This is a genomic window from Candidatus Vicinibacter affinis (assembly GCA_016714365.1).
In the GTDB taxonomy this organism is placed as follows: Bacteria; Bacteroidota; Bacteroidia; order Chitinophagales; family Saprospiraceae; genus Vicinibacter; species Vicinibacter affinis.
The window spans coordinates 2,483,882-2,498,865 of sequence record JADJNH010000005.1 but is presented as its reverse complement, the minus strand read 5'-3'; the positions used below and the strand labels follow the sequence as shown (position 1 = coordinate 2,498,865).

Sequence of the window (14,984 nt, the reverse complement as noted above, 5' to 3'; positions counted from 1 at the left end):
TCAATAATATGTGTTATGATAATCTTAAACAATAATTTTGTAACAATATTTTGATTTTGACATGACTCCCGTAATTAAAACTGATATTCTGATCATAGGTGCTGGCCCATGTGGGCTTTTTACTGTATTTGAGGCCGGACTACTAAACTTGAAATGCCATTTGGTCGATTCTCTCGGCTCTCCAGGTGGTCAACTAACAGAAATTTATCCAAAGAAACCTATCTATGATATTCCTGGGTACCCTGAAATTTTGGCATCGGATTTAGTCCAAAACTTGTTGAAACAAATTGAGCCCTTCAGCCCCAAGTTCACTTTAGGCGAAACAGCAGTATTACTAAAAAGACTGGAAAATCAAAATTTTGAAGTAACCACAAATAAAGGCACTGTTTTGGAAGCACCTGTCATCGCCATAGCGGGTGGTTTAGGTAGTTTTGAACCCCGAAAGCCTTTAATCAACAATATCGAATATTACGAGGATAAGGGGATAGATTACATCATCCGAGATCCTGAAAAGTACAGAAGTAAAAATGTAGTCATATCCGGAGGAGGTGACTCTGCTTTAGATTGGGCTTTATTCTTGGTAAACATCGCATCAAGTGTCACTGTAATTCATCGACGGACTGAATTTAGAGGTGCCCCTGAATCAGTTCTCAAATTATTGAATTTTGTTAAGGAGGGAAAGATTCAGTTATTGACCGAATCTGAAGTGACTCATTTGGCCGGTGAACAAAAACTTGAATGGGTTATAGTTAATACACCAACCTCTGACCAACACAGGATTGACTGCGATTATTTTATTCCTCTTTTTGGTCTTACTCCAAAATTGGGTCCTATTGCTGATTGGGGATTAGAATTAGAAAAGAATGCTATAGTGGTGAATACCACTGATTTTGGCACCAACATTGAGGGTATTTTTGCTATTGGAGATGTGAATACCTACCCCGGAAAGCTTAAATTAATTTTATGTGGTTTCCATGAAGCGGCCTTAATGGTTCAATCAGCTTATAAAGCAATAAATGGAGGACGAAAACCAAGTTTTAAGTATACCACTGTAACTGGAATAAATAGATTAGATTAAGTATTTTATTGAATGGAAGAAATTGAAATAGTCGTTGTAGACCGAGAAAATGTAGAAGTTGTTTTGAACATACCAGCCCAAAGTGGTTTAAATTTAATGGAATTGTGCAAAGCTGCAGGGCTCCCTGTGGAGGGTACTTGTGGAGGGTTGGCTTTATGTGGGTCATGTCATGTCTTGTTAATTTCAAACAACAGTTTACCAGATATGAGTGATGCAGAAGCTCTGATGTTAGATCAATTACCTTTATCCAAATCTAATAGCAGATTGGCCTGTCAAATCAAATTAAATCAGGATTCAAATCATTTAAAAGTTAAGCTTGCTCCCATCTAGATTATGAATCGCGTTAATTCAAAAGCTTATCTGGCATTGATTTTAACATGTCTGATTTGGGGAACAACATATCTGGTTAACAAGTTAGGAGTTACCAGAATTCCGCCATTTTTGTTTACTTCAGTTCGTCAGATTGTCTCTGGATCAATTATACTATTGTACCTATTTCTTATCAAGAGAATGCCTTTTCCTTCAAAAAAGTACCTTCTGTTCCAAATGTTACTAGCCTTACTGCTAATTACTTTAGGCAATGGAATAGGTACCTATGGCTTGTCCTATATTGACAGTGGGATTTCAGCAATTCTGGCATCACTTTCTCCAATAATTATAGCTTTGCTTACTATTTATTTCAGGCCGGCAGATAGCTTGAATCCGCTTGGATGGATGGGGATTTTATTGGGTTTCGCAGGATTGATATTAATATGCTTTGATAAATTTACTTTGCCTATTGGCCAAAACACAACTGCAATTGGGTTAATTCTTACCATTATTTCAGTTGGATCCTGGGGTATTGGGTCAGTAATCAGTAAAACCAGAACCTATACATACTCTCCACTTATGGCATCAGGGTTTCAAATGTTGTTTGGTGGGTTGCCCATGGTTATCCTATGCTTTACTTTTGAAGATTTAACCAATTTCTATTTAACAAAAGACATGTTTCTGATTTGGTTGTATTTAATAGTGATGGGCTCATTAATAGCATACAGTTGTTATACATATGCATTAAGGCACTTGCCTGCGACAGTAGTGAGTATACAAAGCTATGTTAATCCAATAATTGCCATTTACTTGGGATATCTTATATTAAATGAACCAATGACACACCGACTGGTATATGGTGCTATTTTCACACTTTTAGGAGTCTTTATTTTAAATTATTCCGAATACAGAAAACATAAAGCTTGATATTCAACTCATCAATTGGATTTTTTTTAGTATTTCTGTAAGAATTCTCGATTTAATTTCCTCTGCGATTTTTGGATTTACCTGATTCAATTTAAATTGAATTTTATAACGAAAATCATCTTTATTAATTCCGGTAATTTTCAATTTTTCTGAACCAGGATCCAGGTAATTTTTATATTCCAAAAATGTTTTATCCATTGTTCTTTTGAGTTCTTCAAGGGTCACATCGTTATCAGTTGGGATTGAAAACTCAACATTATATTTCCTTATTTCTTTTTGGGTGTAATTTACAATGTCAGAAAAGTATGCCTTTGAATTTGGAATATAAATGATGTCATCGTCCTCATTATGAAGAATAATTTTATAAATATTAATGCCCATCACTCTCCCTTTGTAATCTCCAATTCTTACATAATCCCCCAAGGCAATGTCTTTTGAAAATGACAGTAAGATTCCTGTCAGAATATCACTCACCAGATCTTTAGATATAATTGCAATGGCCGCTGCCACTATTGACAAAGCGGTTAAGAATTTTGAAAATTCAATTCCAAAGAAACCGACAATCATTACTATGATGGCCAAAGTAGTCAGTAGATAGTAAATATTTTGAAGTCCAACAATTACATTATCTGAATACTTATGGCCCAATTTTTTTCTTTTTCTATAGACGAATTGATTAAACCTTACAATCAAATTGACAGATAACCAAAATATGAGAAACTGATGCATTGATTTTATGACAGGTGTGTAAAATACTTCAGGTAATCTAAAAGTATCCAACACCCCCTCCTTTGAAATCAATAGAATTATTAACAGTGATATTTTAAAAATAAACTTAAGAATTTCCATCTTTGCCAATCAATAGGTTGAATTTTAAAATTAGGTAAACATTTAAATTACTTTTTCTTTTTAAATGGATTCCAATCTTTCACTTTATCTTTAATTTGGTCAACCTCCTTTTGACCACCTTCCTTTAATATTTTATCAGCTTCTTTACCCAATTTATCGTTTAAAACATCTTTACCTTTATTGATTAAACTCGAGTCAACATATTTAGAAGCTTCATTGGAAGCTTTCTCCAATAATTTTCTTTTTTCTTCCTCCGCTTTTTTGGCGGCCAATAGCCTTAAACTATCTTCCATTCTTTTTACTTCCTTTAATGCTTTTTGTTTGTTTTTATCAATTTCATTTTCAGCCCTATGAATTAAAGAGTCCTTTGCTTTGTCTATTGTTTCATTCATTGCATTTTTTGCCCCTTCCTCCAGGCTTTGACCATCTGTACCCAAAAGTTTAAAATTAATTTTAGGATCTAATAATTTGCCACTAAGATTAACCAATACGTTCACATTACTACCAACCTCAATGTTATAACCTGTTTTGGATGCAAGGTTTTTAAGAAATGCAATGCCGGTTTCAGTAGTTGCTCCAACAACATTATTCTTAAATTTGGATCTTGGAATTTTGAACGTGAAATCATAATCCATTGGTCCACTTATTTTGTGTGATCCTGAAAAAATCATTTCTACATCGTTTATCTTCTTCGATACAGGTTTTACAAATACTGATCCGTTTTCAACATTAAACCAATTTTTAGTATTTTGAAGACTAACACTCTTTAATTCTTTAATATTTAACCGTTCAGCTACTTGTTCCAATGGTTTATATCCCTTAATTACACCATCAAGGGTTTCAATTATTCCATTCAAATTCAAAGAAGAAAAATCAGGCATCATGTCATTATTTAAATTTCCAGAACAAACTATCGATGAGTTAAAACTTCCTTCAATAAATTTTGCAATGGGTGCAAGAATTTTGAAACTAACAATCGATTCATAAGCCTTATTAAACTTTAATCTTTTCATGTCGTATTTCATGTCAAAATGAGGGCGCTTAGGATCTGTTGTATTGTATATCCCATTTAAAATCATATTCCCTCCTAGTGTTGAGGTTTCGAAATCATGAACCTGCATTTCTTTATCCAATACTTGTATTAAACCTTTTGCTTTGTCTAATTGCCACTTATCGTAGATCAACGTCTCCACACCAAATCTCACATCTAGCTCCATGTTCTCAGGCACCACAAATGGTTCGGAGACTGTTTGGGCATTAGCCATTGAGTTAACTCCCTTGGGATCACTTTCCATGAATTTAACTACATCAAACCGATTTCCTGTAATTTCCAGTTTGCCTTTTAACGTCTTGTTTAAAAATGCATAAGCCATAGGTGCGCCCAAATTTCCATTAATACTTATTGTATTCGTGTTAACAGTCATTTTTAGGGGGTGTAAATAAATTTGGTCATGATTGAGATTGCCGTCAATGGATACATTTTCTATTTTGTATGAATCATAAATCACGTTTTGATAGGTTCCTGTAAATGAAATAGTTGTCTTCCTTACAAGGTCGAGTACAAAATATGAAGTGTCAGGTAGCAATATGCTAACCTTATTATTATCGGTTGCTGAAGCACTTTCATCCATCCACTCATTTGCATCTAAAAGCCGACCATTAAAATTTAAGCTGCCGGTTAATTCCCCCTTGTCAAGTATTAAAGCAAAAGGATTTATTAGAATTCCTTTTAGATTTATGTCACTCTTTCCAAATAGAACTTCGCTCTGCTTAATTTCACAAGATTTATTATCAAAAGCCAAATCCATATTTGGAATACCAATTCCTGGCATTGAAGGATCTTTATAAGTCAATGAATTTATTCTGAGGAATCCTGAGATACTCATTTCATCGAATGATGATTGCTCAACCATTTGTTGATTTAAATTAAAAATTAAATCACAATCAATGGTGCCGCTTAATTGAGTAACTTCATCCAAAGGCATAAATTTTTTGAAATCATCTAAAGAAATTTTCCCTGCAATTTTACCATCGATATGAATGTTATCACTAAGTTGAGTTAGGTTTAGGTTTCCAAGAAAAAGATTATTATTTAATTCAAAACTCATTGGATTTATTTGAATAAAAGCTTTATCCAAACCTGGGCCTTTGTTAGCAGTGGTTAAATCCAAATTTACTTTCTGCAAAGAAACTGGCATTCCGGGATATTGTATTCCTCCATTTTTTGCTTTTAATATAAAATCCCAATCCGGGTATATTTTCCGATTTGAATTGTACACACCAACTATCCTTCCCTTCAAATTAAAATCTCCGGTTGATTGCAGTTCTTTAAAATTTCCTTTATATGCATTGGGAATTAGCGAGAACAACTCTTTGAATTCTGTTCCGGGATTTTCAATACTCAAATCAAGGCTAGTAGAACCATCTTCATTCAGCTTGAAAAAACCATTCATAATGACTTTCAAAGCATTTAAATCAAAATTTCCTTTTTTGATGGAAAAAATTGAACTATCCTGATTAATTATCAAATCCAATTCAGAATTTAATTTGCACTTATTGAGCAAATTAATGTTCTGTGAGGTGAGTGAGATGGATCCAACATTGGTTTTAGTTTCAAGATTTACTATATTGTTTTGAAAATTACCCCTTCCATTGTGGTTTAAATTTTGGATGTCTGCAAATATTCTATTGATTCTGTCATCGAAAACAATTATTCCCGACTCTATCTCATAATGGTCCAAAATTAATCTTAACGGACTTTCCTCCTGTCCGGACTTATTTTTATCTGGTCTTAGTAAATTAAAATTGTTAGTAGAATCTTGGAATGATATTAAATTAATTTCCGGTTTAATTAAATGAAATGCTTTAATGGTCAAAGCCTCGTTTTTTGAAATTATATTCCAAAAATCGAAATCCAGCCCCGCTTCCTCAGATTTAAATAAAATGGAACTGTCCTGATGGACAAAAGAAGTAACTACAGGCTTGTAAATATTTAAACTTAGCCTTGGAAAATGCTTAAATACCGAAAGGGAAATATCTGAAAATTCAAAATTACCGTTAATTTCCTGATTTACTCCATACTTTAATTTCTCCTGAATTTCCTTTTTATATAAAATTGGAATGAGGAGACCAATTAGGAATATCAGAATTACTAAAACACCCAAAATTTTAAAGAACCATTTTAATTTACTGTTCATAGTGACGATTTTAAAAAGAATCTAACGGTCTGACAATGAAAATATTGAATACCGATATAAATTCCAACCCCAAATGATTGATTTTAGTTTAATTTGCAATGTGAAAATACTTGAAATTCGAGATCTGAGTGTTTCTTTTAAACAAGGAAATTTATGGCAAAATGCCATAAATGGAATAAATTTTAGTGTATTTGAAGGTGAAGCTTTAGGGATTGTTGGTGAATCAGGTAGCGGGAAGTCTGTAACTTCATTAAGTATTATGAAATTATTGAGTTCTCAAGCGAAATATGATTCTGGAAAAATTCTATGGAAAGAGCATGAAAGTCAAACTGTTGACTTGCTCAAATTAAGTGAAGATCAAATCAGGCATTATAGAGGTCGAAAAATTGCCATGATTTTTCAGGAGCCTATGTCAGCTTTAAATCCTTTATTGAAATGTGGTTTTCAAGTTAAAGAAGCTCTGGTTGCCCATAATATGGGTCGAAAGTCTGAGTTAAGGAGCAAAGTTGAATATTGGTTTAGCAAAGTTGGCTTGGAGGATGTCGCTAGAGTTTATGATTCATACCCACATCAATTAAGTGGTGGTCAACTTCAAAGGGTCTTAATTGCAATTGCCTTATGTTGTGAACCTAAAGTCATTATAGCTGATGAGCCTACCACAGCACTTGATGTTACCATTCAGAAAAAAATCTTGGACTTACTCGAAGACATTCGGAAGGAGATGAATCTAACTCTAATCTTTATTTCACATGACCTTGGTGTAATTAAAAATCTTTGTGATCGGGTGCTGGTGATGCAAAATGGTCAAATAATCGAGTCAAATACCGCCGAAAACATTTTTTTGGATGCTAAGCATCCATATACTCAAGGTTTGATTAATTGTAAACCTCCTTTAAATTGTAAAATAAGGCATTTGCCTATCGTGCAAGATTTTCTGGAAGGTAGCAAAAAAGAAAAGTGGTTCAATGATACCATGATTATATCAAATCAAGAGCAGCAGCGAAAGTTGGAAGATTTTGACCAAAGTCGCTCGCTCTTAGAAGTTGCGAACCTTCAGGTATCTTATCCAATTGAAAGAAATATTTTTGGTAAGGTTACAAAAAGTTTTGACGCCGTAAGAGACGTTAGCTTTAAAATCAGACCGGGTGAATCATTAGGATTGGTTGGGGAATCTGGTAGTGGAAAATCCAGCATTGGTTTGGCAATTCTAAATTTGATTCAAATTGCAGGTGGTCAAGTAAGTTATGATGGTTTTGCAATAAATAATTACAGTGTTCAGGATTGGAAGCCTTTACGAAGGGAATTACAAATCATTTTTCAGGATCCGTATTCCTCTTTAAATCCTCGAAAAAGGATTGGGGATGCAATTGTGGAACCAATGGAAGTTCACAAACTTTACAAAAATTATAAAGAAAGAAAAGAAGCAGCCCTTGAGCTTTTGTTAGAAGTTGGTTTAAGTGAAGATCATTTTGACCGGTATCCCCATCAGTTTTCAGGCGGACAAAGACAAAGAATTTGTATTGCCAGATCATTGGGGTTAAAGCCAAAGTTTATAGTTTTTGACGAATCTGTTTCTGCTTTGGATGTATCAGTTCAGGCTCAGGTATTAAACCTTTTAACCAGCCTTAAGGAAAAGTTTAAGCTTAGTTATTTGTTTATTACTCATGATTTTTCAGTCGTAAATTTTATTGCAGACCGTATAATAGTAATGAAAAATGGTGAAATCGTTGAAGAAGGGTTGCCATTTCAAATTTTAAATTATCCTTCAACTGAGTATACAAGAAACCTCATAAATGCAATACCCCGATAATTGATTTTTTAACTATTTACAATTTCTTTAGCCAGACTTCTGATATTCAATCCTCCAAAATTCCCTGAGCCAAGAAATAAAACGACTTCAGCTGATTTTGCAATTTTAAGAATTTGTTCCTTTAAAATGTCTGATTCATTAATCACCAATAAATCAGACCTGCCAAATGACTGACGAATGAAATCTTCTTCTAATTCAGGCATGCGTTTTATTTCTAACGCTTTTTTATCAAAAAAGATGATGCCATTATCAACTGGATTCATGGTTCCTAAATATTGAGGGATAAAAGCTTTATTTAAACTACTATAGGTATGTAATTCCTGAATAGCAAGCACTTTTCTCGTTTTAAATTTTTCTCTTATCGCCTCCAAAGTGGCTTTGACTTTTGAAGGAGCGTGTGCAAAGTCTTGGAAAACGAATTTGTCTTCTGTTTCTTCAAGAAGTTCCATTCTTCTTGATGCCCCTTTGAAGTCGCTGATGGCTTCATTGCAATCTGATTCAGAAATTCCCAACAAGTTACAAGCCAATCTGATAGATTGAATATTTTGCAGATTATGTTTACCGAAGACATTTAATTTATAACATGCGCTCTGTCCAATTAAATAGGTTTCTTGATCTTGTTGAACATAAGGAGCCTCCTTGTAAGGAATGCAATTAAGATGAGTTCCAAATTGCCCAATAAGAGTCACCAACTCGGGATCTTTTTCAAAATAAATAAGATTTCCTCCTGTTGGCATAGACAAAATAAAATCGGAGAATGCTTTTTTGTATAAGTCATAGGTGGGAAAAACATTGTAATGATCCCAGGCGATTCCAGTTATAATCGCAATTTGTGGCTTATAATGAAGAAATTTAGGACTTTTATCCATGCAAGAACTTAAATATTCATCACCTTCAATTAAAGCTAAGTCTGCATCTGTAAAGGATACCATTTCGTTAAATCCTTCAAGTTGAGCTCCCACCAAATAGTCAAATTTTTTGGATAGCTTCTTCAATACATGCATAAGCATAGAGGTGGTCGTCGTTTTACCATGACTACCTGCAACTACCAACCTTTGTTTTTCATTGAACTGACTAAACACAAATTCCGGAAAAGATGAAACTTTTAATCCCAGTTGAAGGGCTTTCTTCAACTCAGGGTTGTCATCCTTTGCATGCATTCCAAGGATTACTAAGTCCAATTCAGCATTTATTTTTTCAGGAAACCACCCTTCTTCGGGAGGCATTATTCCAGCTTTTGATAACCTGGATTTTGCTGGTTCATAGATCTGATCGTCAGAACCACTGACTATATGTCCCCCATGATGCAATGCCAGGGCCAAATTATGCATTACACTCCCCCCTATCGCAATGAGGTGAATCTTTTGGATCATATGATAAAATTGTTTAATTCGACTCAAACTTAAAATAATTTGATATAATAATGTAACTTTGCGCTGCGTTTTATTGACATCGGTTTTTCAACATTAAACTTACTGCCATGAAATTCAAAAGAAATCCATCAGCCTACCCTGTTGTACTTGTTTTGTTCCTTTTAACCCTGACATCTTGCAACCGCGGTTATGGATGTCCTTATGATTTTAGCTTGGATACTGTAGTAGCAAATACTGCTTCTGTCGTTCTAAAGTTTATTTCGCTGATATTTTAAGATAAATCATCTGTTATATTTTTAGACCAGTTCCGGCTTAGGGACTGGTCTTTTTTATGATTAAACCTGTTATTTTTAATTCTGCCGATGGTTCAGATAGTGTACTCCACCCTATTTGGAATTCCTATTATCATTCCAAACATGGAGCTCTTTCGGAGAGTTTGAAGGTCTACATAGAATATGGTCTTGCTTATAGAAGTCAAATTCAAAATTCAATCAAAATCTTTGAATTTGGTTTTGGAACGGGACTTAATGCTTATTTAACACTACTTTTTGCAATTCAGAATGGAGTCACAGTCAACTATCAGACCATTGAAAACATGCCACTTCTTGAAGATACCTGGAGTAGACTAAATTACCCTAATATCCAGACCGCCTTAGGTTCATCCAATGAGTATTTTCAGCTTTTACACAGGCTTTCCTGGGGGCAAGAATTCATTGTTTGTAACAATTTTTTATTGACAAAAAATAATTCGAGTTTTGAGTCTTTTAAACCTGATTCGGAATTTGATATAATCTATTTTGATGCCTTTGGCCCAGAAATTCAACCAGACTTATGGACTTTAGAAAGTTTGGAAAAATTGTACTTTATGTTGGCTCCAGGTGGAATATTGTTAACGTTCTGTGCAAAAGGACAATTTAAAAGAGACCTAAGATCATTGGGTTTTATAGTAGAAGCACTTTCAGGTCCGATTGGTAAAAGAGAAGTTACCAGAGCTATAAAGCTTTAGGTAGTTGGCATTCTCAGACTTAAAGTTATCTAACTGACACAGGTTGACAATTTTTAATATATTTGACACAAATTATTATTACTTATGAGTCTTGACAAATATTTGGGGGTTGGATCAAGAGTTAAACATCCTGCATTCGGGGATGGAGTTATTATTGAATCTGATGTTGCTGCTTATAGAGTCTGTTTTATGCAATTTGGCCTCAAGTTAGTAGGCAAAGACTATAGTTCCTGGGAAATAATCGAAAAAATAGAACCTGAAGAAGCTGTATCATTTAATGAAGCCGAAAAATCATTGGTTAAAATTTTAAGAGCATGGTCAGACATTACAGAGGTGGTTCCCTTAAATGATAAGTGGAAAAATGGCATGATGACTCTAAAGTCTGAGGACCCTTCTATAAAAGAGAAAGAAATACCAATAGAAGCTTTTTTTCATAAAATCATAATGACCCGTGATCGGCTCAGGGTGATGGAACAAAGAATCAACTCCAGTAAACTTACAGATGAAGAAAAGCTTAATTTGCAGCAGTATATCACCAGAATCTATGGCAGTCTTACGACATTTAATATTCTCTTCAAGTACAAGGAACATCATTTTGTAGGTGAAAAATCATCTGAATAGATATTAAATCTGAATCATGCATGAACATTATCTTGTACCTCTGTTTTCTTTTATTTGGTGGTTCGGAATAATTGGAGCATTTATTTTTTATTTTAGTCTCGGAAAATTAGGAATTTATTTTCGTAAACGTGGAACTGAAAGGATATACAAAAATGTATTATTTGGATTATTTGCAACCAGAGAAATTTTAATTCATGGTTATTACATTTACACAGGAGTCTTCAGTATAAAGGATTCTCTTCCTTTGCACTTATGCAACATCTCCTATGTAATGTCTTTGATTTGTTTATTCAAATTCATACCTATATTATTTGAATTTGTACTGTTACTTGGAATGGTGGGAGCCTCAATGAGCTTTATTACACCTGAAATGACCCACGGCTATCATCCTTTTTTAGCATTTGATTATTACCTTAGTCATGGCCTTATCATCTTTATGCCGATGTACTACTTTTTTGTTGATCAAATACGTCCCAGACCTGGATCATGGCTTAAGGTATTTTTACTAGGAAACCTCATTTTAGGAATAGTTGGACTTATCAATTATTATTTGGGATCTAATTATATATTTTTATGTGATCCTCCAAAAGTAGACAATCCTTTGGTCACAGGAGGATTTCCATATCATATTTACGGATTTGAGATTATTGGTTCAATTTTTATTGGAAGTTTTTATTATATTTTCAGAAGACTCAAATTCAATTTATTTGTAAATTAATAAATGATATAAATTGTTAACAAATATTTCAGCGATTGACGGACGGTACTTCGAGAAAACGAGGATTTTAGAAGCTTATTTTTCAGAGCACGCATTATTCAAATATAGAGTAAAGGTAGAAATACTCTATTTCCTTCAACTCATCAAAACCGGGATTGTCCAAATTGATTTAGATAAAAAGTTGGAACAAGATCTTAATTCCATTTACGAAAATTATTCTATAGCGGATTCACAAAGAATAAAAGAATTTGAAAGTCAGACAAAGCATGACATCAAAGCAGTAGAATATTTTATAAAAGAAAAACTTGGCAGCATTGGGCTAAGTCGTCATCTTGAGTTTGTACATTTTGGTCTAACTTCTCAAGATATCAACAATACTGCTTTGCCTTTAATGATTAAAGATGCTAGCCAATTGGTGCTCATTCCGTTTGTCGAAGCTTTGCAAAAGGAACTTTTACAATTAATAGCCCAAATAGGGCATTTGCCAATGCTGGCTAGAACCCACGGACAACCTGCAAGCCCTACGACCTTAGGAAAGGAAATAAGAGTCTTTGCAGAAAGGATTGAGATACAATTAAATCGATTTAAAGAAATAGAGTTTAGTGGAAAATTTGGAGGCGCAACCGGCAATCTAAATGCCCATAAAGTTGCTTATCCCGATCTTAACTGGCCTGTATGGTGTGAAAAATTTCTCATGGAAAAATTGGGAATTTCAAGGCAGAAAACAACTACTCAAATAGCTCATTATGATGAAATAGCAGAATGGTGTCATCAATTAATTAGGATGAACACCATTTTGCTTGATTTTTGTAAGGATATTTGGACCTATATATCAATGGAGTATTTCAAGCAGAGAATTAAGGAAGGAGAAATTGGGTCTTCTGCCATGCCGCATAAAGTAAATCCAATAGATTTTGAAAATGCAGAAGGCAATCTTTCTTTTTCAAATGCAATACTTGGATATTTAGCCGAAAAGTTACCTATATCCAGATTGCAGAGGGACTTGACAGATAGTACGGTGTTAAGAAATGTTGGAACTCCATTAGGACATATGCTGATTGCATTCCAATCAATTTCACAAGGCTTAAGTAAACTGGAAGTAAATCGTTCGAAAATCCAGGAAGATTTGGACACACATTGGATCGTTCTGGCTGAAGCCATTCAGACCGTTTTAAGAAGAGAAGGTTATCAACAACCTTATGAAAAATTAAAAGATCTAACCAGAGGTAAAACTGTGGTGACTCAGGATGATTTAATTGATTTCATTAATAAACTTGACATAAATGAAGAGGTCAAAATGGAATTAAAATCAATAACCCCTAATAATTACATTGGGTACGCTGAGTAGTTTTAACACAAGCATTTCAAGTACTCCACCTACATTCTGATTCTATTGTTCCCTGCCATTGATGAATAGGAATAAATAGGCAGCGCCAATAGCGCCAAGTATTTCTCCCACCCAATAAATCCAGATATTGCCAAATCCTGAAATATTGCTTATCCCAAAACCCAATGAGATGGCAGGGTTTAATGCAGCTCCTGAAATTTTACCAAAAATTATCTGGCAGGACACATAAGCAAATCCAATTGCAATTCCATAAAATGAATTTCCAATAGTTGCCCTTGAAGTTGCTACATTTAAAACTACATAACAAAATAAAAAGGTACCTAATAGTTCGACAGTGATGGCCTGTCCAGCAATATTGGTTAGATCCATTCCGGCTCCACCTTTTTGCAATAAAAAAACAGAACTAACCAGTGATGCAAAAGCAGCTCCGGCAAACTGAACCAGGATATAACCGGGTAATTCAACAGAACTAAGTTTCCCTCTGAGAAAGACTGCCAAACTAACTGCTGGATTGAAATGACCTCCAGAGACATGACCTCCAGCATAAACGAGTGCCATCAGCATCCCACCTACAGCAAAAGGTGTCAGATTGTTCTGGCTAGGAATCAAACATAATGAAAAACTTAACATCAGGAAAAATGATCCGATAAATTCTACCAGTAGTTTTTTCATCTTGGTTAATTTTGTTTGAAATTAAAAGGCTTAAAAGTACGAATTTAACCTATAATGCATGAATCTCAAGAATTATACATTGATTATTGTTTAGATATATCTCGAAGATCCCATTTAAAGGTATCTCCCAATCCGATGGTGGGCGCTTTGATAGTTCACAACGGAATAATTGTCAGTGAAGGTTGGCACAAAGAGTTTGGAGGACCACATGCAGAAGTGGAGGCAATTAATAATATCCCTGCACAAGCCAAACATTTACTAAAAGAGGCTACATTATTTGTCAGTTTAGAGCCATGCAATCATCATGGTAAAACTAAGCCCTGTACTGACTTAATCATTCAATCAGGTATTCCTCATGTGGTGATTGCAGCATTGGATCCAAATCCAATTATGTCTGGTAAAAGTGTGCAAATTTTATTGAATGCTGGTATTAAAGTTGAAGGGCCGATTGCCCAACATAAGTGGGAAAATATCAATCATACCTTCAGACAAAATATTTTAAAAAAAAGGCCCTATATCGTACTAAAATGGGCCCAAAGTCAGGACGGCTTTTTATCAGAAACGAATGGTGCGACTAAAATATCTAATATTTATTCTGATATTTTAGTGCACAAATGGAGAAATGAATCGGATGGGATTCTCATTGGAAGACGAACATTGGAAATAGACAACCCTAAACTCAATAATCGTTTATGGGTGGGAAAAGATCCAAAAAAATTTGTTTTGGGCAGTTTAAAGCAGCAAAATTTGAAAAATTTCAAAATTTCAGACAATCCCCCATTTCCTTTAATTTTAGACTCCGAAATTCCTATCAAACAATCCTTGTTTGATTTATACTTTAATCAAAACATAGGTGTTTTATTGGTTGAAGGAGGACTCCAATTGTTATCAAGTTTGATTGAAGCTAACCTGTGGGATGAGGCGAGGGTAATAACTAATTCAAATCTGGAGATTGAAAAGGGCCTAATGGCTCCGGTTGCGAAAGGAAAATGCATTTCAAAATTTGTATTAGAAAATGATTCAATATGTATATTAACTAATAATAAGGCTGTTTAAGTTAAATATATTTTAAAATA

14 protein-coding genes are annotated in these 14,984 nt (G+C 34.2%); 10 read left to right on the top strand and 4 right to left on the bottom strand.

Going from position 1 to position 14,984, the window contains the following annotated elements:
- The first annotated feature begins 61 nt into the window (after positions 1-61).
- The 3 genes from IPJ53_09925 to IPJ53_09915 are packed head-to-tail and all read left to right on the top strand — an operon-like array spanning position 62 to position 2,314.
- Entirely contained in the window at positions 62-1,078 is a 1,017-nt protein-coding gene (locus IPJ53_09925) for an NAD(P)/FAD-dependent oxidoreductase (protein MBK7799422.1), read from the top strand.
- A gap of 12 nt (positions 1,079-1,090) precedes the next feature.
- Positions 1,091-1,408 carry a 2Fe-2S iron-sulfur cluster binding domain-containing protein gene (locus IPJ53_09920; GenBank protein MBK7799421.1) on the top strand — a complete coding sequence of 106 codons (318 nt, stop codon included), beginning with the start codon at positions 1,091-1,093 and terminating at the stop codon, positions 1,406-1,408.
- A gap of 3 nt (positions 1,409-1,411) precedes the next feature.
- Positions 1,412-2,314 (top strand): EamA family transporter, encoded by a 903-nt coding sequence (locus IPJ53_09915; protein ID MBK7799420.1) that lies wholly within the window; start codon positions 1,412-1,414, stop codon positions 2,312-2,314.
- Between the two features lie 3 nt (positions 2,315-2,317).
- Here IPJ53_09915 and IPJ53_09910 read toward each other — a convergent pair whose 3' ends face one another.
- Together IPJ53_09910 and IPJ53_09905 are read right to left on the bottom strand one after the other, a co-directional pair.
- Complete coding sequence (locus IPJ53_09910) at positions 2,318-3,163, bottom strand: mechanosensitive ion channel (GenBank protein ID MBK7799419.1); 846 nt, start codon at positions 3,161-3,163, stop codon at positions 2,318-2,320.
- A gap of 47 nt (positions 3,164-3,210) precedes the next feature.
- Positions 3,211-6,360 carry a hypothetical protein gene (locus tag IPJ53_09905; GenBank protein ID MBK7799418.1) on the bottom strand — a complete coding sequence of 1,050 codons (3,150 nt, stop codon included), beginning with the start codon at positions 6,358-6,360 and terminating at the stop codon, positions 3,211-3,213.
- Between the two features lie 73 nt (positions 6,361-6,433).
- Between IPJ53_09905 and IPJ53_09900 the strand changes: the two genes are divergently transcribed.
- A complete protein-coding gene (locus tag IPJ53_09900; protein ID MBK7799417.1) occupies positions 6,434-8,170 on the top strand; it encodes an ABC transporter ATP-binding protein in 1,737 nt (578 codons plus the stop codon).
- A gap of 8 nt (positions 8,171-8,178) precedes the next feature.
- Here the strand turns inward: IPJ53_09900 and IPJ53_09895 are convergent, their stop codons facing one another.
- Positions 8,179-9,543 (bottom strand): peptidoglycan synthetase, encoded by a 1,365-nt coding sequence (locus tag IPJ53_09895; GenBank protein MBK7799416.1) that lies wholly within the window; start codon positions 9,541-9,543, stop codon positions 8,179-8,181.
- A gap of 107 nt (positions 9,544-9,650) precedes the next feature.
- Here IPJ53_09895 and IPJ53_09890 point away from each other — a divergent pair, with 107 nt between their 5' ends.
- The 5 genes from IPJ53_09890 to purB all read left to right on the top strand — a co-directional run bounded on the left by IPJ53_09890 (position 9,651) and on the right by purB (position 13,236).
- Entirely contained in the window at positions 9,651-9,818 is a 168-nt protein-coding gene (locus IPJ53_09890) for a hypothetical protein (GenBank protein MBK7799415.1), read from the top strand.
- A gap of 56 nt (positions 9,819-9,874) precedes the next feature.
- Positions 9,875-10,549 carry a tRNA (5-methylaminomethyl-2-thiouridine)(34)-methyltransferase MnmD gene (gene mnmD, locus IPJ53_09885; protein ID MBK7799414.1) on the top strand — a complete coding sequence of 225 codons (675 nt, stop codon included), beginning with the start codon at positions 9,875-9,877 and terminating at the stop codon, positions 10,547-10,549.
- Positions 10,550-10,633: 84 nt separating this feature from the next.
- Positions 10,634-11,170, top strand: a complete 537-nt coding sequence (locus IPJ53_09880; protein MBK7799413.1) for a hypothetical protein — start codon at positions 10,634-10,636, stop codon at positions 11,168-11,170.
- A gap of 16 nt (positions 11,171-11,186) precedes the next feature.
- Positions 11,187-11,888: a TIGR02206 family membrane protein gene (locus IPJ53_09875; GenBank protein ID MBK7799412.1), complete on the top strand. Its 702-nt coding sequence runs from the start codon at positions 11,187-11,189 to the stop codon at positions 11,886-11,888.
- A 13-nt stretch (positions 11,889-11,901) separates the two neighbouring features.
- The gene (gene purB, locus IPJ53_09870; protein ID MBK7799411.1) at positions 11,902-13,236 is read left to right on the top strand and encodes an adenylosuccinate lyase; all 1,335 of its coding nucleotides are present in this window, start codon (positions 11,902-11,904) and stop codon (positions 13,234-13,236) included.
- Positions 13,237-13,278: 42 nt separating this feature from the next.
- On the opposite strand, the gene IPJ53_09865 is transcribed toward purB, so the two are convergent.
- Positions 13,279-13,908: an aquaporin gene (locus tag IPJ53_09865; GenBank protein ID MBK7799410.1), complete on the bottom strand. Its 630-nt coding sequence runs from the start codon at positions 13,906-13,908 to the stop codon at positions 13,279-13,281.
- 54 nt (positions 13,909-13,962) lie between these two features.
- Here IPJ53_09865 and ribD point away from each other — a divergent pair, with 54 nt between their 5' ends.
- Positions 13,963-14,964, top strand: coding sequence for a bifunctional diaminohydroxyphosphoribosylaminopyrimidine deaminase/5-amino-6-(5-phosphoribosylamino)uracil reductase RibD (gene ribD / locus IPJ53_09860; protein ID MBK7799409.1), 1,002 nt, complete (start codon positions 13,963-13,965; stop codon positions 14,962-14,964).
- The last annotated feature ends 20 nt before the right edge of the window (positions 14,965-14,984 follow it).

Excerpts from the sequence above, each read along its gene's own strand:
- IPJ53_09900 (MBK7799417.1), top strand. The coding sequence starts at position 6,434 with ATGATTGATTTTAGTTTAATTTGCAATGTGAAAATACTTGAAATTCGA.
- IPJ53_09875 (MBK7799412.1), top strand. The coding sequence starts at position 11,187 with ATGCATGAACATTATCTTGTACCTCTGTTTTCTTTTATTTGGTGGTTC.
- IPJ53_09880 (MBK7799413.1), top strand. The coding sequence starts at position 10,634 with ATGAGTCTTGACAAATATTTGGGGGTTGGATCAAGAGTTAAACATCCT.
- IPJ53_09910 (MBK7799419.1), bottom strand. The coding sequence starts at position 3,163 with ATGGAAATTCTTAAGTTTATTTTTAAAATATCACTGTTAATAATTCTA.
- mnmD (MBK7799414.1), top strand. The coding sequence starts at position 9,875 with ATGATTAAACCTGTTATTTTTAATTCTGCCGATGGTTCAGATAGTGTA.
- IPJ53_09890 (MBK7799415.1), top strand. The coding sequence starts at position 9,651 with ATGAAATTCAAAAGAAATCCATCAGCCTACCCTGTTGTACTTGTTTTG.
- IPJ53_09920 (MBK7799421.1), top strand. The coding sequence starts at position 1,091 with ATGGAAGAAATTGAAATAGTCGTTGTAGACCGAGAAAATGTAGAAGTT.
- ribD (MBK7799409.1), top strand. The coding sequence starts at position 13,963 with ATGCATGAATCTCAAGAATTATACATTGATTATTGTTTAGATATATCT.
- IPJ53_09865 (MBK7799410.1), bottom strand. The coding sequence starts at position 13,908 with ATGAAAAAACTACTGGTAGAATTTATCGGATCATTTTTCCTGATGTTA.
- IPJ53_09925 (MBK7799422.1), top strand. The coding sequence starts at position 62 with ATGACTCCCGTAATTAAAACTGATATTCTGATCATAGGTGCTGGCCCA.
- IPJ53_09915 (MBK7799420.1), top strand. The coding sequence starts at position 1,412 with ATGAATCGCGTTAATTCAAAAGCTTATCTGGCATTGATTTTAACATGT.
- IPJ53_09905 (MBK7799418.1), bottom strand. The coding sequence starts at position 6,360 with ATGAACAGTAAATTAAAATGGTTCTTTAAAATTTTGGGTGTTTTAGTA.
- IPJ53_09895 (MBK7799416.1), bottom strand. The coding sequence starts at position 9,543 with ATGATCCAAAAGATTCACCTCATTGCGATAGGGGGGAGTGTAATGCAT.